The following is a 21,080-nucleotide window of genomic DNA, read 5'->3' on the forward strand; positions in this document are numbered from 1 at the left end:
GCCGGGCCGCCGGAACTCACGTACGACGCAGACGGCCCGCCACCGCGTGACCGACGAAGAGGTAGACGGCGGCGGCCAGCCCGTATCCGGCGACCACCCGAGCCCACGCCTTGTCGAAGGTGAACAGGTCGTACGACCAGCCGGCCAGCCACCGTGCGGAGTCCTGGACGAACTGCACCAGCTCATTGCCCCTGTTGGCGTCGAGCAGGTACATCAGGATCCACAGAATGATGATGAAGGCCATGACGTCCGCGACGACGGCGATCGCGCGCCCCGCGGTACTGCTTCCTGAGCCTCGTCTGTAGGACATGCACACCGGATTGCCGCTGTCTCCGGCCTGAAACCCGGACGGCCGAACCCGGTGGCGGGGCGGCTCGTCCGGGGCGAGCCTGGCGGGAAGTGCCGGTCTCCGCCGGACAGCCCGTTTCGCCGCCCGGTCAGGAAGGCCCGCCGTGCTCCGTCCCGTACCGCCCCGCCGCCTGCCGGCTGCGCTGCTGCTCGTCTGCGCCCTGCTCGCGGGCGTCACCGCCTGCGACAGCGGCAACGACAAGCAGATGGTCTCCTCCGACGCCTCGATCGTCGCCCCCACGGCGACCGCCGAGAAGCAGCGGCTCGCCAAGACCCGCTTCGTCGCCAACGCGGGCCTCGCGGCGGGCGCCGCCTACCAGTGGATCGTGAAGCCCTACCGCTCCGGCAAGTTCAAGAAGGGCGCCGACGGCCGGACCTTCGCCATGGCCAAGGCGGGCCTCGCGGGCGGGTTCGCGTACAACCGGCTGAAGGCGGCGGCCGGCAACGCCAAGGCCGACCCGCTCCTCTCCCAGGCCGTCGCCCCGCTCACCGCCGGCATCGAATCCCTCAAGGAACTGGCCACCAAGTTCCGCAAGGGCGAGGCGGGCGACTCCGACATCGGCACCCTCGAAGGCATCATCGACAGTGTCAAGGACGCCGGGAAGAGCGCCGGCGCCGAGGTGAAGGACCAGGTGCCGTCGGTCTCCCAACTGGCGGGATGACGCGCGGCCTTGGACGGCCGCGCGAAGGCCCTTGCGCGAAGGCGCCCCCCACGCGGAGGCCGCGTGCGAAGGTCCCCCCACGCGGAGGCTCCGACGCGAAGGCCCCCGACCGCTGAACTCCCGCGGTCGGGGGCCTTCGTGGCGAACGGGCGTGCGGATCAGCCGCGCTGGATGCCCGAGGTGTCCTGGAGGACGCCGCGACGGCCGTCCTGCGTCTGCGCGATCAGGCTCTGGCCGCGCTGCTCCACCGCGAGGTACCAGGTACCGGGCGCCAGTTCGGCGATCTGGCCGGACGAACCGTCCTCGCCGTACAGCGGACGAGGCACCGGCACCGCGAACCAGAACGGCGTGAAGTCGGCCGCCGGCGCACCGCCGGACTGGGGCGCCTGCGGCGACTGGGCCGCCTGCGGACCCTGCTGCGTACCGTACGGCTGGGGCTGCGGCGCACCGGCCTGCGAACCGAAGGACGGCTGGCCCGGGTAGCCGTACCCCTGGCCCTGCGACGGCGCGCCGTACGGCGACTGGGTGGCGGGAGCCGGGCGGGGGCCCGCCGAGAGGGGGGCCTTGAGCGCGGGGATCAGCGGTCCGGCGACCGTCGCGGCGGCGAGCACCAGGGAGGCCAGCAGGCCGAGGATCAGCCCGGCACCCGCGTCACCGGCGTCGATGGTCGTCCAGAACGCCGTCCACAGCGCGAAGACGGTGAGGGCCACGCCGAACTGCCCGAGGTCCAGACCGACGATCTTGCGGCCCGGCGCCGAGCGGCTCACGATCACCAGCGCCGCTCCGATGACACCGGCGAGGAAGATGCTCATGAGCAGCGAGAGTGAATCCCAGGCGCTCGCGCTGTCGTAACCCGAGCAGTCGATGTTGCTGGGGCACTCGTAACCGGAGAGGTCGAGGAAGGAGGCGATGAACAGCACGACCGCTGCTCCGATCACCACGCCGTCGCCTCTAGTGAGGGAGCGGATATTCACGTGAAGGTCCTTAGTCGGTCGTCTCGTCGGGGACGGTCGTCGCTGCGCCCGGGACCGTCCCTCGGGCGCGCCGAGAAGCCCGGGGCGGCTCCCCATCGTACGGATGAATCTATCGTCTGCCCGGGCGGGTTGGCCCCCGGCTTGCGCGACGGCCCGTCATCCCGCCGGTATCAGCGCAGAACTACCCCGTACCGGGGCGGAACTACCCCTTCAGGTAGCTGCTGATGCCGTCGCTGATCCCCTGGGCGGCGCTCTGCCGCCAGCGCGCGCTCGTCAGCAGCGCGGCGTCCTTCGGATCGCGCATGTTGCCGCACTCGATGAACACCTTCGGAACGGTTGACATGTTGAGCCCGCCGAGGTCGTCGCGCACGTCCAACCCCGTTCCCCCGCCGATGTAATTGGACGCCGCGCTCCCGGTGGCCGCCACGAACTTGCCCGCGATACGGGTCCCCAGGTCGCGCGAGGGGCCCACGATCCGCGAGGTGTCCGCCACCCCGTCCCGTACGAGCGCGGGCAGGATCACATGGAACCCCCGGTTGCCCACGGCCGAACCGTCCGCGTGGACGGAGACCACGGCGTCCGCCTTCGCCTCGTTGCCGATCCGTGCCCGTTCGTCGACGCACGGACCGTACGCGCGGTCGTCGTCGTACGTGAGGAGCACCTTCGCGCCCTCGGCCTCCAGCAGGTCCCGCATCCGGTGCGCCACGTCCAGCGTGAACCGGGCCTCCGCGTAACCGGCGTCGGTGGAGGTCCCGGTCGTGTCGCACTCCTTGTGCCCCGTCCCGATGTCCACCTGGCGGGCGATCTCACGGGTGTGCTCGTGGTTGTGCGGATTGTGGCCGGGGTCGATCACCACCGTGCGGCCGGCGAGCGGCCCCTCGGGCCGGGCCTTCGCACCGGCGGCCGGGGACGCGGGCGGCTTCGGGGCGCCGGAGGGAGCGCTGGTCGCCGGGGCCCCCGCGGGCGGCTGCGCCTTCACTTCCGCACCGCCGCACCCGGTGAGGGGCAGCAGGCAGAGGACGGCGAACGTGGCGAACGAAGCGCTGCGGACGGTACGGCCGGCCGCGGTGCGGACGGAGGGCGGTGTGGGGGGAACGCTGGAGTACGGCACGCGGGCGATGGTACCGACGACCCTCGGATCCCCGTCCCGGTCCCGGAGCCGGTCCCGGTCCCGGTCACGGCCCCGGCCCCCGAGCCAGGGAGCCCGGACCAGGAGCCCGGCCCCGGATTCCCGTCCTTGGTCCCGGTCCGGACTCCCCGTCCCGCCTCCCGGTCTCAGATGCCCTGCCCCGTGCGTCGCAGCACGCGCAGCGAGTCGGTCACCGAGATCTCCGCGAAGGCACCCGAGGCGAGCGCCCGCTGATGCACCCGGTACGGCGCCTGCCCGCCGTCCGCCGGGTCGGGGAACACGTCGTGGATCACCAGCAGCCCGCCCTCGGCGAGGTGCGGCGCCCAGCCCTCGTAGTCGCCGTTCGCGTGCTCGTCGGTGTGCCCGCCGTCGACGAAGACCAGCCCGAGGAGCCCGCCCCAGACCGCCGCGACCTGCGGGGAGCGCCCCACCAGCGCCACCACGTGGTCCTCGAGACCGGCCGCGTGCAGGGTCCGGCGGAAGGCCGGCAGCGTGTCCATCCGGCCCACCTCGGGGTCGACCAGGGACGCGTCGTGGTACTCCCACCCCGGCTGCTGCTCCTCGCTGCCCCGGTGGTGGTCGACGGTGAGCGCGGTCAGTCCCGCACCACGGGCCGCGTCGGCGAGGAGGACGGTGGAGCGCCCGCAGTAGCTGCCGACCTCCAGCAGCGGCAGCCCGAGCCGGGCCGCGTCGACGGCCGCCGCGTACAGCGCCAGTCCCTCGTGCACCGGCATGAACCCCTTGGCCTGCTCGAAGGCGGCCACCACCGCGTCGGCGGGACGGACGCCGGGATCGGCGACGGGAGCGGCGGCGGCGGGGGCGTCGGACTCGGCGGCCACGGGTTCCTCCAGGTGGTGCGGGTGTGTCGACGGCGGCAGTGCGTCGGCGGGGGTCTGCCGACGGGGGTCTGTCGACGGCGGCCCCATCGTGCCGCACGCCCCCGCCGGACGGACCGGCGGGGGCGTGCGGGTGTTTCTTTCCGGCGGCTCCCGGCCGGACGGCCGGGCGGGGCCGGTCAGGCGGGCTGTTCGTCCACGCGCCCCTCGGCCGCCACCTGAACCGCGTCGGACGCCGGGGACACCCCGGCACCCTGCCGCTCCGGAGCGGCGGCGGTCAGCACCAGATCGGTCACCACCGGCCGCCCGTTCGCCGCGCACACGGCGGGCCGGGCGCGCGGCGCGTACCCGGCCGCGGTCACGACCAGCACATGGCCCGGCTCGGGGGCGGCGGCCAGTGCGTACCTCCCCGCGTCGTCGGCGACGGCCAGACCGGCCTGCCGGCCCAGCCGGTCGACCAGGGTCACGGTCGCCCGTGCCACCGGTGCGCCCGCCGCGTCCAGCACCCGGCCGTGGAAACCGGCCGAACCCGCGACGATCCGGGAACCCCCGGCGGAAGGCGCGGGCGCCCCGGCCCGCGGGGCGGACGCCTCACCGTGCAGCACCGCGTCGATCGCCACCAGCGCCTCGGCCTCCGCGAGCAGCGCCTCGCTCTCGCTGTCGGCGACCAGCACCAGCCGCGGGGCCGGGCGCTGCGAGGGCAAGAAGGCGGCCAGGACGAGACCGAGCAGCACCGCCCCCGTCGCGATCATGAACGACAGCCGGAACCCGTGCATCGAGGGAACCGCCACCCCGCCCATGTGGACCGAGGTGTTCGCCAGCACCATGCCGATCACGGCGCTGGAGGCGGAGGTGCCGATCGACCGCATCAGCGTGTTGAGACCGTTCGCGGCCCCGGTCTCCGAGGCGTCCACCGCGCCGACGATCAGCGCGGGGAGGGAGGAGTACGCGAGCCCGATGCCGGCGCCCAGCACCGTGGAGATCACCAGGGTCTGCCAGGCGGCGTCCATCAGCAGGGTCCCGGCGCCGTAGCCGATCGCGATGACCAGCATGCCGGTCATCAGGGAGACCTTCGGGCCGCGCCGGGCGGCTATCCGCGCGTACACCGGAGCGGTGAACATCATCGTCAGCCCCAGCGGCGCCATGCAGAGACCGGCGACCACCATGGACTGGCCGAGGCCGTACCCGGTGGCCTTCGGCAGCTGGAGCAGCTGCGGGACGACCAGGGACACGGCGTAGAACGAGATGCCGACCATGATCGAGACCAGGTTGGTCAGCAGCACCTCGCGCCGGGCCGTCGTCCGCAGGTCCACCAGGGGTGCGGCGATCCGCAGCTCGTACAGTCCCCAGACCAGGAGGATCAGCAGACCGCCGGCGATCAGACCGAGGGTGAGCGGCGCGGTCCAGCCCCACTCGCTGCCCTTGGTGATCGGCAGCAGCAGAGCGACGAGCCCGAGCGAGAGCCCGAAGGCACCCGCGTAGTCGAAGGTGCCGGGCGCGCGCAGCGGCGGCTCGGGCACCAGGAAGACCGTCAGCACCAGGGCCACCACACCGACCCCCGCCGAACCGAGGAACAGCGCGTGCCAGTCCGCGTGCTGCGCGACCAGCGCCGCCCCGGGCATACCGAGGCCGCCGCCCACACCGATCGAGGAGCTCATCAGAGCCATCGACGAACCGAGCTTCTCCGGCGGCAGCTCGTCGCGCATGATGCCGATACCGAGCGGGATCGCACCCATCGCGAATCCCTGGAGCGCCCGGCCGATGATCATGATGACGAGATCGTCGGTGAAGGCGCAGACCAGCGAGCCGATCACCATCACGGCGAGGCTGGCTATCAGCATCCGCCGCTTGCCGTAGAGATCGCCGAGCCGCCCCATGATCGGGGTGGACACGGCACCGGCGAGCAGCGTCGCCGTCATCACCCACGTCGCGTTCGACTGGGCGGTGTGGAGAAGGGTGGGCAGATCCTTGATGACGGGTACGAGCAGGGTCTGCATCACCGCGACGGTGATGCCCGCGAAGGCCAGTACGGGGACGAGCGCTCCCCTGGGTTCCTTGATCTCCCGAAGCGGACCGGGGTTTCCCCCGGTGGTCTGTTCGTTCGTCGTCCGGTCCATACGTATGCCTTCCGGGCAGCAGCGATCACCGGAGGTACCCCCCAAGTGCATGCATACCGAACGCTTCTGGGGGCGGGTGTATTCCCGGGGCAAGGGTGCTCGAACTCAGTTGCGTTATTGGCCTGTTGGTGATGGCTGGTCGGCGATGGCGGGGTGACGAGGTCCGCCGCGATCCGACCGGCGCCGAGTGGTCGCTGCCTTGCCCGCCATGACCGGCGATTCCATCGGCGCTGCGTCCCGTCCCGCCCGATGCCGACGGTTCAGACGCTGCCGACGGCTCGGGGGGCTCAGGCGGCTCGGGGGGCTCCGCCGGCTCCGAGGGCGTACGCCCAAGGGCCGATCCGGGCTCCGACCGCGCCCCGTGTACGCGCGACGCGGCGCCAGGGACGATGGCGGACATGACAGACGTTTCCCCGGGCGGCATCGCTCCGGACGACATATCCGCCGTCCCCCGCACGGTTCCCCGCCGCCTGAGACCCCGCACCTGGGCGGCGGTGGCCGCCGCGTGCACCGGTCAGTTCCTGGTCGTGCTCGACGTGTCCGTCGTCAATGTGGCGCTGCCCTCGATGCGGACCGACCTGGGGCTGAGCGCCTCCGGGCTCAGCTGGGTCCTCAACGCCTACTCGATCGCGTTCGCCGGGTTCATGCTGCTCGGCGGGCGGGCCGCCGACCTCTTCGGCCGCAAGCGGATGTTCCTCGTCGGCCTCGGGCTCTTCACCGCTGCCTCGCTCGCGGGCGGAATGGCGCAGGAGGGCTGGCAGCTGCTGGCCGCCCGCGCCGGACAGGGGCTCGGCGCCGCCGTTCTCTCACCGGCCACTCTCACCCTCCTCACCGCCGCGCTCCCGGAGGGCCCGGCGCGGGTCCGTGCGATAGGTACCTGGATGGCGGTGGGCGCGGGCGGCGGAGCGGCGGGCGGGCTCATCGGCGGGGTCCTCACCGACCTGCTCTCCTGGCGCTGGGTTCTGCTGATCAACGTACCCGTCGGCGCCCTGGTCCTGGCCGGTGCCGCTTTCCTGCTCGCCGAGGGCCGGGGCGGCGAACGGAGAAGGCTCGACCTGCCGGGCGCCGTCCTCGTCACCGCGGGCCTCGCCGCCCTCGCGTACGGCATCGTGCAGACCGAGGCGGCCGGCTGGACGGCCCCGGCGACGCTCGTGCCGCTGCTCGGCGGCATGGCCCTGCTCGGCGCGTTCGTGCTGGTGGAACGGCATACGGCTGTCCCGCTGATGCCCCTGCGGGTCCTGGGCGTACGGGCCGTGGTCTCGGCCAACGCGTCGATGCTGCTGCTCGGCTCGGCCACCTTCTCCATGTGGTACTTCATGACCGTGTACGCGCAGAACGTCCTCGGCTACACCCCGCTGGAAGCCGGACTCGCCCTCCTGCCCACCTCCGCCGCGATCGTCCTCGGCTCGAAACTCGCCCCGCGCTTCATGGCGCGTACCGGTGCGAAGCCGATGGCCCTCACCGGCATCCTGCTCACCATCGCGGGCTTCGCCCGGCAGTCCACCATGGGCGCCGACAGCCACTACGCCGCCGGCATCCTGCTCCCCGGCGTCCTGATGGCCTTCGGTATGGGCTTCGTCTCCACCCCGCTCGCGTCGCTCGCCACCTCCGGTGCCGCGCCCGGGGACGCGGGCCTCGTCTCCGGCCTCGTCAACACCTCCCGCACGATGGGCGGGGCGCTCGGGCTCGCGGTGCTCTCCACCGTCGCCGCCGCCCGCACCGGCGACTCGACCACCCCGGCCGGCCTCACCGCCGGATACGCCCTCGCCTTCCGTACCGCCTCCGGGGTGCTGCTGGCTGCGGCCCTGCTGGTGCTCCTCTGGCTGCCGGGCGCGAAGGCGGGGCGGGTGGCCGAGGGGCGCTGAGGGGGCGCGGAAGGACGTCAGAGCCAGCCCTGCTGCCGGGCCGCCCGGGCGGCCTCCGTGCGGTTACGGGTACCGGTCTTGCCGATCGCGGAGGAGAGGTAGTTCCGCACCGTCGACTCCGACAGGTGCAGCTTCCGCGCGATGTCCGCGACGGTCGCACCGCCGGACGCCGCGTTCAGGGCGTCCCGCTCGCGTGCGGTCAGCGGGCTCGGCCCCGCCCCCAGCGCGGCCGCCGCGAGGGCCGGATCGACCACGGTCTCCCCGGCCAGCACTCTGCGGATCGCCCCGGCCAGCTCCTCCACCGGGCCGTCCTTGACCAGGAAACCCGAGGCGCCCGCCTCCATCGCCCGCCGCAGATACCCGGGGCGCCCGAACGTCGTCAGGATCAGCACCCGGCAGTCCGGCGCCTGCTCACGCAGGTCGGCGGCGGCGTCCAGGCCGCTGCGCACCGGTAGTTCGATGTCGAGGAGGGCCACATCGGGACGGGAGGTGAGAGCCGCGGGCACGATCTCGTCCCCGGAACCCACCTGGGCGACCACCTCGAAGTCCGGCTCCATCCCCAGCAGCAGGGCGAGCGCGCCCCGCATCATGCCCTGGTCCTCGGCGAGCAGCACGCGTACGGACGCGGCGGGGCGGTGGTCCTGCGGCATCTCGGTCACGGGTAAGAGGGTAGGACCCGCGCGCGTGGCCCGGGTGTACGACTTCGGGGCCCGCGTGTACGACTCCGGGTCCCGTGCGTGCGACCTCGGTGTCCCGTCGCGTACGACCCCGGGTCTTGGGTGCGACGACGTCCGGTCAGGGCGTGGGGACGCCGGCCGGGGTGCGGGGCGGGAGCCCGAACCGTACCGGGACCCCCGGCGAGTACAGCACGCTGACGGGCTCGTCGGCCGGTGCGGGCAGCCCTGCCGCGGCGACGAGGTTCTCGCTGTGGTCGAGGAGTTCGGCACGGTGCAGGGGCCAGCGGGGGTGGGTGTTCGGCAGGTAGCGGGAGCGGCCGAAGAAGGCGCTGTGCATGCCCCAGCGCGCGGTCAGGAAGTGTTCGAGCGCGGAGGGCTCCTCGACCCGGGCGCCGACGCGTACGGAGATCCGGCTGTACGCGCCCGCAGGCCGGCCCCACCGCCGCCGGCTGGTGTACGTCACCGTGTCGCCCTCCCGCCGGACCTCCATCTTCGACCACACGTAGGGCAGGCCGAACCCGCTCCGGCCGACCGCGACGGGAAGGAGACGGGAGGCGTCGAGCGAACGGAAGACCACACCCCGCCTGCCGTGGGCGTCCACCGAGTACAGGCGGACATTGGTCTCCGGGAAGGAGCCGAGGTACGGGATGCCCGGAAGTCCGAACCACCCCACCCGGTGCATCCGGAAGGCGACGAGCCCGACGTAGGTGGCACCGTTCAGCGTGTCCGGCCGGGTACCGGCGGGCAGCAGCGGGGCGACGAGGGCCGGGTCGACGGCCCAGTGGAGGAAGGCCAGGTCGAGCCAGGACTGGGTGAGCACGGGACGGTCCGCCGTGTGGGGAGGGTCGGCCGTTATCGGTTCCGGGATCGTAGTCAGCGGCACCATCGTGTCAGTGTGCCATCGGTGTACCGGTGTTCGGGGTGACGCCGGACACACCCGTACCCGTCCCCGCTCACCGCCCCGGCTCCTCGGGCAGCTCCGCCCGTACGACGAACCCGCCGTCCGGACCGGGGCCCGCCCGCAGCGAGCCGCCGGCCAGCGCCAGCCGCTCGGAGAGCCCCGCCAGGCCCGTACCCCCGTAGGCGTACGCGGGCTCCTGGCCGTCCGCCCCGGGGCCCCGGCGGGCCCCCGCGGCGTCCCCGCCGCCCGGCCCGGCGAGGGGCCCGTCGTCGGCGACCGTCAGCAGTACCCGCCCACCCCCGGACGTGACGGAGAACACGCAGTGGGTGGCGCCGCTGTGCCGTACGACATTGGTCACCGCCTCGCGCACCACCCAGCCCAGCAGCGCCTCGCTGCGCGGGGCGGGCTGCGGACCGGTGCGGTGCACCGCACCCTCGATCCCGGCTGCGGTCAACGCCGATACGGCACGGTCCAGTTCACCGGCGAGGCTGCCCTCGCGGTACCCCGTCACCGCCTCCCGGACCTCGGTGAGCGCCTGCCGGCCGACCGACTCGATGTCCACGATCTGGCCGAGTGCCGCCTCCAGGTCCCGGGGGGCCAGCCTGCGGGCCGCCTCCGACTTCACCACGATCACCGACAGGGTGTGCCCCAGCAGGTCGTGCAGATCGCGGGAGAACCTGAGCCGTTCCCGCTCCACCGCGGTGCGCGCCAACTCTGCCTGCGCGTCGCGGAGTTCCCGCACGGTCTCGGACAGTGCGAGGATCGAGGCCGTCACCGCGCCGGAGAGGAACGTCCCGTACCCGATCGTCCACGGGTCCGACGCCTGGTCGCCGCGCCACACGGCGACGGCCACGCCGCAGGCGGACAGCCCGACGAGCGCGAAGGTGAGGGGCCGGCCGTGCAGGATCGTGCCGATCGCCAGCGAGAGCAACGGGAAGAAGAGCAGCCAGCTCCCGCCGTACCCGGCCGCCAGCCCGAAGGTGATGGCGGCCAGGACACCGAGCAGTACGTACGACCCGGTGGTTCGGCGCGCCGGAGAGAAGCTCCGGAACACCAGTTGGATGTAGAGGGAGTTGAACAGCAGGACGCCCACCGCGCCCACCACCGGGTTCGGGGTCTCGCCCTTCCAGAGGTTGGAGAAGGCTCCGAGCCCGAGCAGCAGCCACGGCATCAGCGCGTACGGGCCGGGGCCCGCCGGTCGCCGGCCCGCCCTGTTCCGGCGCGGGGGGCGCCACCACCGGCCGGGCTGGTACTCCCCGCACCCCGGGTCCGGCTGCTCCACGCCGCCGGCGCCCGGGGTGTGCGCGGTGCGCGTCTTCACGGGGTCCTCGCCGCGCGCCGGTACGAGACGACCGCGTAGGCGCCGAACAGGGCCGTCCAGACGAGCAGTTCGGCGACCGAGGCGAGGTGGGGCGCCTGTCCGGCGACCGTCGTCCAGCCGAGATCGGCGAAACCGTGCGCCGGGGTGTGGGCGCCGACGGCCCGCAGCGGGCCGGGCAGGGAGTCCAGGGGGAACCACAGCCCGCCGATCACCGCGAACCCCGTCATGCAGGCGATGTTGACCACGCCGGTGCCCTGCGGGCTCAGGCGGTAGCCGTTGCCGATGCCGAGCAGGGTGAACGGCAGTGTGCCCAGCCACAGCATGCCCACCAGCAACCCCCACTGCCACCAGCCGAGTTGGATGCGGTTCACCAGTGCTCCCGCCAGCAGTACCCCGACCAGCGCGGGAAGCACGGTCACCGAACCACTGGCAGCCCGTCCCACCACGATCCGCGACGGCGCGAGCGGCGTGATCCGCAACTGCCGCAGCCAGCCGAGCGACTTGTCGGACGCGATCCCCGTACCGACCGCCATCGCCGAGCCGAGCGCCCCGTACGCGGCCATGCCGGTCATCGAGTACGCCCGCCAGTCGTCCGCACCCGTACCGCCCCCCGAGGTGTCGCCGATGTTGGTGAACAGCAGGTACATCAGCACCGGCATGCCGGTGCCGAAGACCAGGAACGCGCCGTCCCGCAAGGTCCGGCGTACTTCCAGCATCACGTACGCGTACATCAGCGTCCCTCCTCGGGCGGGGCGGCGGAGCCCGCGGTCAGGGCGAGGAACGCGTCCTCCAGGGTGGCGCGCGACACGAGCAGCCCGCGTACCGCTCCCATTCCGGCGAGGGCGACGACCGTGGCGTCCGGGTCGCCCGAACGCAACAGGGCTCTTTCTCCCCGGACTTCGACGCCGACCACCCCCGGCAGACGGTCCAGCCCGTCGGCCGTGCGGCCCGCCAGGTCGATCCCGACGAGACCGCCGCCCACCGTGCGCCGGATGCCGTCCCCGCTGTCGTCCGCGACGATCCGCCCCCGGTCGAGGACGACGATGCGGGCGGCGTTCTCGTCCGCCTCCTCCAGGTAGTGCGTGGAGAAGAGCACGGTGTTGCCGCGCTCCGCGAAGGCCCGCATGGAGTCCCAGAATGCCCGCCGGGCCTCCACGTCCAGCGCGGCGGTCGGCTCGTCCAGCACCACCAGCCGGGGGTTGCCCGCCAGCGCGACCGCGAAGCGCACCCGCTGCGTCTGGCCGCCGGAGAGCTTGTCGATGCGACGGTCCGCGAACGCCGAGGCGCCCGAGAGCCCCAGGACCTCGCCGATCTCCATCGGCGCGGGATAGGTGGACGCCACGAACGTCACCAACTCCCTCACGGTCACCCGGGGAATGGGCCGGCCCTCCTGGAGCATCGCCCCGACCAGCCCCGCCCGCACCGCCTGCCCCGGCGGTCGGCCGAACAGCTCCACCGCCCCCTCGTCGGGGTCGTCCAGCCCCAGCAGCATCCCGATGGTGGTCGACTTCCCGGCGCCGTTGCGGCCCAGCAGGGCCACCGTCCCACCGGCCCCGATCGTCAGATCGATGCCGTCCACGGCGCGCACGATCCCGCCCGAACGCCCGTCCGTCCGGAAGGACTTCGACACTCCGGTGAAACTCACCGCCGGCGCTCCGGCGCCGTTCCCGTTCCTTCGGGCTCCGCTCTTCCGGGCCCCCGCCGAGACTCCGGCAACCGTCCCCACCGGGGCCGGCCCCCCGCTCGCACTTCCCGTTGTCGTCATGGTGGCGACGGTACGGGGGGTGCCGGACCCGGCGGCAGAGCCGTGCGTACGGCTTGCGGCAGGACAAATGTCATGGGTACTGGAGCGAACGGGAGCGATGCCTCCGCCTCCCGCGGCGAACGGAAAGGCGGGGGTCGTCCCGGCCGTCACCGGCCCGGACGACCCCCGCCTCCCGGTGCTGCTGCCTCAGGAAATCCCGGAGTCCCCGTGGGTGGGCCGGCGGTGCCGGCCGTGCGTCTGCGCGGAGGAGGTCTCCGCCGACACACCCCCTCGGTGCTTTCCGGAGCCGCCTGCGTCGGCCCGTTGCGTGTCCGCCCCCGGCGGGCACGTCTGCATCGTGTCGGTTCGGGCTTCAGACATCTGGGAAGTCACCCCGTTGCGCTCGCTTGCGTGTGTACCGGGGCCCGCCGCCGCCCGTTCCGGTTCCTCCCGGACTTCGTCCCACGTGTCCGGAAAGCAACCTGGGCACACGGTCACACTGCGCACCCGTACGGAACGACTGCGTAGCCCCCGAGGAAAGCTTAGTGCCGCGACCGACAGGGTCGGCCCGTCGTGCCGCTACCGGTCCTCCCGGGGCGGGCCGCCGTGCAACGGCGCCTGCCCCAGCGGAACCGGCCTGCACCCCTCAGGAGATGATCCGTCGACGGACGGTTGCATTCCGGATCCGTCCACCAGTCCGGGACCGCACCGCGCACCGCCGTACGCCTGTGGGGCGACGTCCTCCGGAACCTCCAGCCGCACCAGCCCGCAGGGCGTGTCGGGGCGCTCGTACGGCAGGCTCAGCACGCCCTCCCGGCTCCAGGAACCCGCCCCGGCCGACCAGCCCGCCGGGGCCACGAACTGGTGCAGCCGACGGCCCGCCGGGCGCCACACGCCGAGCCGGCTGCCCGCCGCCCCGTCGATCCGCAACGCCACCGCGCAGGTCTCCGGCATCAGCATCTGCCCCGGCTGCACCGCGAACGGCGTGACGGCCGCGTCCGCGAGGCGCAGGCACTCCGGGAAACGTACGGGCAGGGCGCTGCCCAGCACGCCCCAGCCGAGCCGGTCGTGTCCGGGCGCGTCGGAGCGGAGCAGGAAGAGCCCGCTGTCCGGTTCGGCGATCAGCAGCCGGTCGTTGCTCTCCGGCGCGATCTGGAGGAGCGGAGTCACCTCGCCGCGGCGTTCGAGGTCGACGGCGACCGTCTTCACCGGCCCCCTGCCGGGCGGCCGGCGGTCGAGCGCCAGCACCCGGCCCGTACGGTCCAGCCAGACCCCGCCGGAGCAGAGCCCCGGCACGTCGGCCACGTGTTCGGGTCCGAACGATGCGCCCGCCACCCGCCAGACGGAGGTGGTGAAGATGCCGGGCGCCAGGGCGTAGACGCTCACCCCGTCCGGGGCCGGCGGGAGGAGCGTCATCCGCTCGCACTCCACGGTCCCCAGGGAGAGCTCGCCGGTCCCGGGGCCGGTCGGGTAGAGCAGCGAGAACGCGTGCCGGCCGGCGACCCGCCGCCGGATCAGTACCCGCCCGTCCGCCAGCGGCACCACCTGGGAGTCGGGCTCCTCGGGCTGGTCGAGCGGGAGCGGTACGGCGTACGGCTCCGGGCCGTCGAGCGTCCACCGCTCCGGGTACCAGCCCCGGCCGAGCGCCTCGCTGCCGCCCATCGTGAGCCGCGCCGCGTACGCGCCGTCCGCCGAGAGGGTCAGCGTGCCCGCCGCGTGCGGGGCCCGGTGGGCCGCCGCCGCAAGAGGACCGGCGGGCGGGGGCGGGATGCGGCGGGGGAGGGGAGCGCCCCCGGCAGGGGACGCCGGGCGCCGCCGGGTGACCGACATCCCGGCGGCGTTGGCGGGGGCCTTGGGGTTGGCGTGGGCGGCGGTGAGTCCCGGCGCGGGCCTGGGCACGGTGGTGGGAGAAGCGGCCTTCGCGCCGGTGGTGGCACCGCCGGCCTTCGCGCCGGTGGTGGCTGCCGCCCCGGCGGACGCCGATGATCCGGTGGACGTGTGGAACGAGGCCGCCGCGGGGGAGCCGACGACCGCCCCGACCAGCGGGACGAGCGTGGTCGCGTCGACGCCCCGGCCGACCGGGGCCCCCGTGGGTACGACCGTCCGCCCGGTCACGACGACCCGGATGGCCATGCGCCCCACCCCCTCCTCGGCGAGGGACCCACCGGCATCGGACTCGGTGGCGCCGGACCCGCCGGGGACGGACGCGCGGGGGCCGGGCACGGGCAGCGAGCCGCCGGCGCCCGGTGCGGCGTACGGCGTGGCGATCCGTCCGGATTCCACCGGTCCTCCCGGTCCTCGCTCGTCCAGCCCCTCACGTCTCTGCGGCTTCCCCGGCGTCCCGGGATCTTCGGGTTCCTCGGAGGCGGGTTCCGGCTCCCCGGCAGCCCCGACGCCCCCTTCGGTCGGACCTTCTTCGACACAGGCAGTCATGGGTGTGTCACCTCCGGCGACCGAAGCTAGTTTTCGCGCTTTCCCCCGACCAACGCCACACGCGCCGCTTCACACGTAAGGATGGTGTAAACCCGATTTGCCCGTAAGGCGCTCCGGAGCTGTGCTTCTGCCGCTCTCCCGGTGCCGCGGAACCGCCAGACCCCCGTCCGACGCCCGTCCGGGGTGACGATGCGTGATCGGAACGGACCGCTACGGGTGGGTACGCGCAGCCATGACCGGTGGGGTGCGCAGGCCAGGTAGCCTTTCCCCGTGCCCCGTCTGTCTGAAGTCATCGCCGAACTCGACGCCCTCTGGCCCCCCGAGCGGGCCGAGGGGTGGGACGCGGTGGGTACGGTCTGCGGCGATCCTGACGCGGAGACCGACCGGGTCCTGTTCGCGGTCGACCCGGTGGGGACAGTCGTCGACGAGGCGGTACGGCTCGGCGCCCAGCTGATCGTCACCCATCACCCGCTCTACCTGCGGGGTACGACGACCGTCGCGGCCGACACCTTCAAGGGCCGGGTCGTGCACACGCTCATCCGGCAGGGCATCGCGCTGCACGTGGCGCACACCAACGCCGACACCGCCGACCCCGGGGTCTCCGACGCCCTGGCCGGAGCGCTCGGCCTCCGGATCACCGGCCCCCTGGTGCCGGACCCCACCGATCAGCACGGCCGTCGCGGCCTCGGCCGGATCTGCGAGCTGGACCACCCCGAGACGCTGAGTGATTTCGCCGCCCGCGCCGCCGCCCGGCTGCCCGCCACCGCGCAGGGCATCCGGCTGGCCGGAGACCCGGAGACGACCGTGCGTACGGTCGCCGTCAGTGGCGGCTCCGGCGACAGCCTCTTCGACGCGGTGCGCGCGGCGGGCGTCGACGCCTTCCTCACCGCCGACCTGCGCCATCACCCGGCTTCCGAGGCCGTGCAGCACTCCCCGCTCGGCCTGGTCGACGCCGCGCACTGGGCCACCGAGTGGCCCTGGTGCGAGCAGGCGGCGGCACAGCTCGACGCGATTTCCGACCGCCACGGATGGGACCTGCGGGTCCACGTCTCGAAGCAGGTCACCGACCCCTGGACCACCCACCACTCTTCTGGAGCCCCCAACTGAACGCCGCGCCCGCCGACCAGATCCGACTCCTCGACGTCCAGGCCCTCGACGTTCGCCTCGCGCAGACCGCGCACAAGCGTGCCTCGCTGCCGGAGCACGCGGAGATCGAGTCCCTCAACAACGACCTCGCGCAGCTCCGCGACCTGCTGGTCGCCTCGCAGACCGAGGAGAGCGACACCAGCCGCGAGCAGACCAAGGCGGAGCAGGACGTCGACCAGGTGCGCCAGCGCGCCGTCCGCGACCAGCAGCGTCTCGACTCCGGCGCGGTCTCCTCGCCGAAGGACCTGGAGAACCTCCAGCGCGAGATCACCTCGCTGGCCAAGCGCCAGGGCGACCTGGAGGACGTCGTCCTCGAGATCATGGAGCGCCGCGAGGCCGCCCAGGAGCGCGTCGCCGAGCTGACCGACCGGGTCGCCGCCGTCCAGGCCAAGGTCGACGACGCCACCGGGCGCCGCGACGCCGCGCTCAAGGAGTTCGACGCCCAGACCGAGACGATCACCAAGGACCGCGAGGTCGTCGCCGAGGTCATCCCCGCCGACCTGCTGAAGCTGTACGACAAGCTCCGCACCCAGCAGGGCGGTGTCGGTGCCGCCCGGCTCTACCAGCGCCGCTGCGAGGGCTGCCGCCTGGAGCTGAACATCACCGAGGTCAACGACGTGAAGGCGGCGTCCCCCGACACCGTGCTGCGCTGCGAGAACTGCCACCGCATCCTGGTGCGCACCTCGGATTCGGGCCTGTAATGACCTCGGCCCACCAGCTCGTCGTCGAGGCCGACGGGGGTTCCCGGGGCAACCCGGGGCCCGCCGGTTACGGTGCCGTCGTCGTGGACCCGGCGACGGGCGAGACCCTCGCCGAGGCCGCCGAGTACATCGGCATCGCGACGAACAACGTCGCCGAGTACCGGGGCCTGATCGCCGGCCTGCGGGCCGCGAAGGAGCTGTTCCCGGAGGCGGCGGACGGTTCCGTCCGGGTCCACGTGCGGATGGACTCCAAGCTGGTGGTGGAGCAGATGTCGGGCCGCTGGAAGATCAAGCACCCCGACATGAAGCCCCTCGCGGCGGAGGCGGCCACCGTCTTCCCGCCGTCCGCCGTCACGTACGAGTGGATGCCGCGCGAGCGGAACAAGCACGCGGACCGGCTCGCCAACGAGGCGATGGACGCGGGACGCCGGGGCGAGCAGTGGGAGCCCTCCGCCTCCACCGCCGGCCTGGACGCCCCGGCCCGCCCGGCCGTCGGCGAGTTCGGGGACGTACCGCCCGGCGAGGTGGGTGACGCGTCCGCCGGAGCGGCCAAGGTGCGCGCCGCCCTCGCCGCCGCCCGTACCGGCTCCACGGGCACCTCCGGTGCCGCCGCGTCGCGTACCCCCGAGGCGGACGCCGCCCCGGCCGCCGCTCCCCGGAGGGGGTGGGCCGCGGCGCCGGACATGGGCGCCCCCGCCACCTTCCTGCTGCTCCGGCACGGAGAGACCGTCCTGACCCCGGAGAAGCGGTTCTCCGGCAGCGGCGGCACCGACCCGGAACTCTCCGCGACCGGCCGCGAGCAGGCCGAACGCGCCGCCGCGCACTTCGCGGCCCTCGGCACGGTCCAGGAGATCGTCAGCTCACCGCTGCGCCGGTGCCGCGAGACGGCGGGCGCGGTGGCGGCCCGCCTCGGCCTCGACGTGGCGATCGACGAGGGGCTGCGTGAGACCGACTTCGGCGCCTGGGAGGGACTCACCTTCGCCGAGGTCCGCGAACGGTACGGCTCCGACCTCACGACCTGGCTCGCCGACCCCCATGCGGCGCCCACGGGCGGCGGCGAGAGCTTCGTGGAGGTCGCGGACCGGGTGGCGGCCGCCCGTGACCGGCTGGCCGCCGCGTACGCGGGCCGCACCGTGCTGCTGGTCAGCCATGTGACGCCCGTCAAGACCCTGGTCAGGCTTGCCCTGGGTGCCCCGCCGGAGTCCATGTTCCGGATGGAGCTGGCCGCCGCGTCGCTCTCCGAGGTGGCGTACTACGCCGACGGCAACGCGTCCGTACGCCTCTTCAACGACACCTCGTACCTGCGGTAGCCGCCCCGGTCGCCGTGACCGGGGCGCGCTCGGCTCAGCCGCCCAGGGCTGCCGCCTCGGCGGCCAGCCGCTCCACCCGCGCCCAGTCCTTCGTGGCGACGGCGTCGCCCGGGAGCATCCAACTGCCGCCCACGCAGCCGACGTTGGGCAGGGCGAGATAGTGCGGGGCGGAGGCGGCGGAGATGCCCCCGGTGGGGCAGAAGCGCGCCTGTGGCAGCGGGGCGGCGAGCGCCTTGAGGTAGGCGGTGCCGCCGGCCGCCTCCGCCGGGAAGAACTTCATGTCGGTGACCCCGCGCTCCAGCAGCGCGACCACCTCGGAGGCGGACGAGACGCCCGGCAGGAAGGGCAGACCGGACGCCCGCATCGCCGCCAGCAGGGTGTCCGTCCACCCCGGGCTGACCAGGAAACGCGCCCCGGCGGCCACCGTCTCCGCCACGTTCGCCGCGGATATCACCGTGCCCGCGCCCACCACGGCCCCCGGCACCTCGCGGGCGATGGCCGCGATCGCTTCCCGTGCGGCGGCCGTCCGGAGTGTCACCTCGATCGCCGGGAGACCGCCCGCCACGAGCGCCCGGGCGAGCGGTACGGCGTCCGCCGCGTCCTCCAGCACGACGACGGGGACGACGGGGGCCAGATCGAGCACGGAGTGGACAGGGGTGGAAGCGGCGGCAGCGGGCGCGGGGGAGACGGTCATGGCGTCATCCTGCCGCCGGACCACACTCCCTGCAACGGCCGTTGCGCATGCTGCAACGCAGCCCCGTACCGAGCGACGGCGGGCCCTCGTTGGATCTCCCTCGGCGATCTCCGTCAGCGACCTCCCCGGGCGCTCTCGCTCAGTGGATCTCCGTCACCACGACATCGAGCGACCACGGTCGCCCCGCGCGGGCCGGTGCCTGCGCCTCCACCACGTGGCCGAGGTCCCGGAGTACCTCCACGAGCTGCTCCGGGCTCGCCGGCGCGGCGCCCGCCTCCAGCAGGTCGCGGACCATGCGGCCCTTCGTCGCCTTGTTGAAGTGGCTGACCACCGAACGCTTCTCGACCCCGTCGACCAGCTGCGACTGGAGCACCCGCACGCTCGCCGTACGCCCCGCGAGCTCCCCCTTCGGCTTCCACGCCGACGCGTACGCGGAGGACCGCAGGTCCAGGACGAGCCCGTCGCCGGCGGCCTCCGGCAGTACCGGCTCCATCGCCGCACGCCAGTGCGCGGCGAGCGAGCCGATGCCCGGCAGTTTCACGCCCATCGAGCAGCGGTACGACGGAATCCGGTCACCGACCCGCACGGCGCCCCACAGCCCGGAGAAGACCAGCAGCGAGGCTGAGGCCCGCCGCCGGGCCGCCGCGTCCAGGGTGGCCAGATCCAGGGCGTCGTACAGGACCCCCGTGTAGATCTCGCCGGCCGGCCGGGCCGGAGCCGTACGCAGCTCCGCGTTCTTGCCGACCTCGCCGCGCAGCCCCTCGGTGAGCCCGAGCACGCCGCGCGCCTTCTCCTCGTCGGCCAGGCACAGCTCCACCAGCTCGTCCAGCACCGCCGCCCGCGCCGGGGCGAGCCCGGGCAGCGACAAAGACTCGGGCTTCAGGGGTGCTCCGCGCCCCGGGGCGGCCTTGCCCTCGGAGGGCGGCAACAGCACGAGCACGGCGGTTCTCCTTCGTACGGCGGCGGAACAACCAGGTTACGGGGCCCGGGGAGGACCACGGGCCGGTCGCGGGCGCCCCGGGGGTGGGTCCTCCAAGCCCGGGGCGGGGCCTCCAAGAGGGATCTCCTTTCAGCCATCGCGGCCGGATCTCGTACCATCGCGCTGGCCGCCGCGGACGCTCCCCGACCCGGCCCGATCCAAATGAAAGGCCCCGACCGCGTGACCGACCTCGCCGTCCGCGCCGCCCCTGGCAGTCCCGCCACCAGCCGCCCCCGGCAGATCGTCGCCGCCGCCCGCGCCCTGCTGGAGGAGGAGGGCCCGGAGGCCCTCACCATGCGGCGCCTGGCCGAACGCGTGGGGTTCCGGGCCTCGTCCCTGTACAAGTACTTCCCCGACAAGTCCTCGGTGGTGGCGGCCCTGGCGGCCGAGATGTACCGCGAGACGGCGGCCGTACTGACCGCCGCCGAGGCGTCGGCGCCCGGCTCGTTCCCCGTCCTGGCCACGGCCTACCGCACGTACGCCCTGGCCCACCCCCACCTCTACCTGCTCGCCACCGGCTGCCGCCCGGACCTCCCGGCCCTCGTCCCCGACCGCCGCAAGGCCGCCGCCCCTCTCTACCGGGCCGTCGCCGGGGATCCGGACCGTGCGAGGGCCGCCTGGGCGTTCGCGCACGGCATGGTCGTCCTCGAACTGAACGGCCGCTTCCCGCCGGACACCGACCTCGCCGAGGCATGGACCGCAGGCATCACCGCCTTCACCGGCTGAGCCCGCGGGGCGGAGCGGCGAGGTGCCGCAGGCGGGAGCCCTTCCGCGCCGGGTACGATGGCCCCACGGCAGACGAGCCGGGCGGACGGCCGCGTGGGGATCTCCGGATCTCCCCGAGGAACGTCCGGGCTCCACAGGGCAGGGTGGTGGCTAACGGCCACCCGAGGTGACTCGCGGGACAGTGCCACAGAAAACAGACCGCCCGAGACCCAGGTCCCGGGTAAGGGTGAAACGGTGGTGTAAGAGACCACCAGCGCCTGAGGTGACTCAGGCGGCTAGGTAAACCCCACCCGGAGCAAGGTCAAGAAGGACCGTCGGAAGACGGCCCTGCGCGAACGTTCGAGGGCGGCCCGCCCGAGTTCGCGGGTAGACCGCAGGAGGCCTGCAGCAATGCCGGTCCTAGATGGATGGCCGTCTCCCCGGCCGCCGCGAGGCGACCGGGCGACAGAACCCGGCGTACAGCCCGACTCGTCTGCCTCTCACTACGGCTCTGCCGCGGAAAGGGCCCCCGGCCCCG

General features: G+C 73.7%; 19 protein-coding genes and 1 other RNA gene. 7 read left to right on the top strand and 13 right to left on the bottom strand.

Annotation, left to right across the window (positions count from 1 at the left end):
• Window positions 1-16: 16 nt before the first annotated feature.
• On the bottom strand, window positions 17-310 hold the full coding sequence (locus ACWCSV_RS26770) for a hypothetical protein (protein WP_386891616.1): 294 nt from the start codon (window positions 308-310) through the stop codon (window positions 17-19).
• 142 nt (window positions 311-452) lie between these two features.
• Between ACWCSV_RS26770 and ACWCSV_RS26775 the strand changes: the two genes are divergently transcribed.
• Window positions 453-1,010 (top strand): hypothetical protein, encoded by a 558-nt coding sequence (locus ACWCSV_RS26775; protein WP_451146374.1) that lies wholly within the window; start codon window positions 453-455, stop codon window positions 1,008-1,010.
• 158 nt (window positions 1,011-1,168) lie between these two features.
• Here ACWCSV_RS26775 and ACWCSV_RS26780 read toward each other — a convergent pair whose 3' ends face one another.
• From ACWCSV_RS26780 to ACWCSV_RS26795, 4 genes are all read right to left on the bottom strand, one after another.
• Complete coding sequence (locus ACWCSV_RS26780) at window positions 1,169-1,984, bottom strand: hypothetical protein (protein WP_451146376.1); 816 nt, start codon at window positions 1,982-1,984, stop codon at window positions 1,169-1,171.
• Window positions 1,985-2,186: 202 nt separating this feature from the next.
• Complete coding sequence (locus tag ACWCSV_RS26785) at window positions 2,187-3,095, bottom strand: N-acetylmuramoyl-L-alanine amidase (protein ID WP_451146378.1); 909 nt, start codon at window positions 3,093-3,095, stop codon at window positions 2,187-2,189.
• Window positions 3,096-3,259: 164 nt separating this feature from the next.
• Window positions 3,260-3,847 (bottom strand): class I SAM-dependent methyltransferase, encoded by a 588-nt coding sequence (locus tag ACWCSV_RS26790; RefSeq protein ID WP_451146460.1) that lies wholly within the window; start codon window positions 3,845-3,847, stop codon window positions 3,260-3,262.
• 281 nt (window positions 3,848-4,128) lie between these two features.
• Complete coding sequence (locus tag ACWCSV_RS26795) at window positions 4,129-6,066, bottom strand: MFS transporter (protein WP_451146380.1); 1,938 nt, start codon at window positions 6,064-6,066, stop codon at window positions 4,129-4,131.
• 389 nt (window positions 6,067-6,455) lie between these two features.
• On the opposite strand from ACWCSV_RS26795, the gene ACWCSV_RS26800 reads away from it, so the two are divergent.
• On the top strand, window positions 6,456-7,931 hold the full coding sequence (locus tag ACWCSV_RS26800; RefSeq protein ID WP_451146382.1) for a DHA2 family efflux MFS transporter permease subunit: 1,476 nt from the start codon (window positions 6,456-6,458) through the stop codon (window positions 7,929-7,931).
• A gap of 17 nt (window positions 7,932-7,948) precedes the next feature.
• On the opposite strand, the gene ACWCSV_RS26805 is transcribed toward ACWCSV_RS26800, so the two are convergent.
• From ACWCSV_RS26805 to ACWCSV_RS26830, 6 genes are all read right to left on the bottom strand, one after another.
• Window positions 7,949-8,581 carry a response regulator gene (locus ACWCSV_RS26805; protein ID WP_451146462.1) on the bottom strand — a complete coding sequence of 211 codons (633 nt, stop codon included), beginning with the start codon at window positions 8,579-8,581 and terminating at the stop codon, window positions 7,949-7,951.
• A 145-nt stretch (window positions 8,582-8,726) separates the two neighbouring features.
• Window positions 8,727-9,494 carry a YqjF family protein gene (locus ACWCSV_RS26810; protein ID WP_451146384.1) on the bottom strand — a complete coding sequence of 256 codons (768 nt, stop codon included), beginning with the start codon at window positions 9,492-9,494 and terminating at the stop codon, window positions 8,727-8,729.
• Between the two features lie 67 nt (window positions 9,495-9,561).
• Window positions 9,562-10,680, bottom strand: a complete 1,119-nt coding sequence (locus tag ACWCSV_RS26815; protein ID WP_451146464.1) for a sensor histidine kinase — start codon at window positions 10,678-10,680, stop codon at window positions 9,562-9,564.
• 146 nt (window positions 10,681-10,826) lie between these two features.
• The gene (locus tag ACWCSV_RS26820; RefSeq protein ID WP_451146386.1) at window positions 10,827-11,561 is read right to left on the bottom strand and encodes an ABC transporter permease; all 735 of its coding nucleotides are present in this window, start codon (window positions 11,559-11,561) and stop codon (window positions 10,827-10,829) included.
• On the bottom strand, window positions 11,561-12,475 hold the full coding sequence (locus ACWCSV_RS26825; RefSeq protein WP_451146388.1) for an ABC transporter ATP-binding protein: 915 nt from the start codon (window positions 12,473-12,475) through the stop codon (window positions 11,561-11,563). Before ACWCSV_RS26825 ends, ACWCSV_RS26820 begins: the two co-directional genes overlap by 1 nt.
• A 678-nt stretch (window positions 12,476-13,153) precedes the next feature.
• Window positions 13,154-14,857, bottom strand: a complete 1,704-nt coding sequence (locus ACWCSV_RS26830; RefSeq protein WP_451146390.1) for a hypothetical protein — start codon at window positions 14,855-14,857, stop codon at window positions 13,154-13,156.
• Window positions 14,858-15,277: 420 nt separating this feature from the next.
• Between ACWCSV_RS26830 and ACWCSV_RS26835 the strand changes: the two genes are divergently transcribed.
• The 3 genes from ACWCSV_RS26835 to ACWCSV_RS26845 are packed head-to-tail and all read left to right on the top strand — an operon-like array spanning window position 15,278 to window position 18,164.
• Window positions 15,278-16,114 carry a Nif3-like dinuclear metal center hexameric protein gene (locus tag ACWCSV_RS26835; RefSeq protein WP_451146392.1) on the top strand — a complete coding sequence of 279 codons (837 nt, stop codon included), beginning with the start codon at window positions 15,278-15,280 and terminating at the stop codon, window positions 16,112-16,114.
• Window positions 16,111-16,854 (top strand): zinc ribbon domain-containing protein, encoded by a 744-nt coding sequence (locus tag ACWCSV_RS26840; RefSeq protein ID WP_451146466.1) that lies wholly within the window; start codon window positions 16,111-16,113, stop codon window positions 16,852-16,854. The genes ACWCSV_RS26835 and ACWCSV_RS26840 overlap by 4 nt, the downstream gene beginning before the upstream one ends.
• Complete coding sequence (locus ACWCSV_RS26845; protein WP_451146394.1) at window positions 16,854-18,164, top strand: bifunctional RNase H/acid phosphatase; 1,311 nt, start codon at window positions 16,854-16,856, stop codon at window positions 18,162-18,164. Before ACWCSV_RS26840 ends, ACWCSV_RS26845 begins: the two co-directional genes overlap by 1 nt.
• 34 nt (window positions 18,165-18,198) lie before the next feature.
• Here the strand turns inward: ACWCSV_RS26845 and eda are convergent, their stop codons facing one another.
• Window positions 18,199-18,858, bottom strand: a complete 660-nt coding sequence (gene eda / locus ACWCSV_RS26850; protein ID WP_451146396.1) for a bifunctional 4-hydroxy-2-oxoglutarate aldolase/2-dehydro-3-deoxy-phosphogluconate aldolase — start codon at window positions 18,856-18,858, stop codon at window positions 18,199-18,201.
• 139 nt (window positions 18,859-18,997) lie between these two features.
• Entirely contained in the window at window positions 18,998-19,798 is an 801-nt protein-coding gene (yaaA, locus tag ACWCSV_RS26855) for a peroxide stress protein YaaA (protein ID WP_451146398.1), read from the bottom strand.
• A 219-nt stretch (window positions 19,799-20,017) separates the two neighbouring features.
• Between yaaA and ACWCSV_RS26860 the strand changes: the two genes are divergently transcribed.
• Window positions 20,018-20,563, top strand: coding sequence for a TetR/AcrR family transcriptional regulator (locus tag ACWCSV_RS26860; protein WP_451146400.1), 546 nt, complete (start codon window positions 20,018-20,020; stop codon window positions 20,561-20,563).
• Window positions 20,564-20,636: 73 nt separating this feature from the next.
• Window positions 20,637-21,038, top strand: an RNA gene (gene rnpB / locus ACWCSV_RS26865) — RNase P RNA component class A.
• Window positions 21,039-21,080 lie beyond the last annotated feature (42 nt).

The organism is Streptomyces sp. NPDC001770, assembly GCF_053596135.1.

Excerpts from the sequence above, each read along its gene's own strand:
- ACWCSV_RS26770 (WP_386891616.1), bottom strand. The coding sequence starts at position 310 with ATGTCCTACAGACGAGGCTCAGGAAGCAGTACCGCGGGGCGCGCGATC.
- ACWCSV_RS26790 (WP_451146460.1), bottom strand. The coding sequence starts at position 3,847 with ATGCCGGTGCACGAGGGACTGGCGCTGTACGCGGCGGCCGTCGACGCG.
- ACWCSV_RS26795 (WP_451146380.1), bottom strand. The coding sequence starts at position 6,066 with ATGGACCGGACGACGAACGAACAGACCACCGGGGGAAACCCCGGTCCG.
- ACWCSV_RS26800 (WP_451146382.1), top strand. The coding sequence starts at position 6,456 with ATGGCGGACATGACAGACGTTTCCCCGGGCGGCATCGCTCCGGACGAC.
- ACWCSV_RS26805 (WP_451146462.1), bottom strand. The coding sequence starts at position 8,581 with ATGCCGCAGGACCACCGCCCCGCCGCGTCCGTACGCGTGCTGCTCGCC.
- ACWCSV_RS26810 (WP_451146384.1), bottom strand. The coding sequence starts at position 9,494 with ATGGTGCCGCTGACTACGATCCCGGAACCGATAACGGCCGACCCTCCC.
- ACWCSV_RS26815 (WP_451146464.1), bottom strand. The coding sequence starts at position 10,680 with ATGCCGTGGCTGCTGCTCGGGCTCGGAGCCTTCTCCAACCTCTGGAAG.
- ACWCSV_RS26820 (WP_451146386.1), bottom strand. The coding sequence starts at position 11,561 with ATGTACGCGTACGTGATGCTGGAAGTACGCCGGACCTTGCGGGACGGC.
- ACWCSV_RS26845 (WP_451146394.1), top strand. The coding sequence starts at position 16,854 with ATGACCTCGGCCCACCAGCTCGTCGTCGAGGCCGACGGGGGTTCCCGG.
- eda (WP_451146396.1), bottom strand. The coding sequence starts at position 18,858 with ATGACCGTCTCCCCCGCGCCCGCTGCCGCCGCTTCCACCCCTGTCCAC.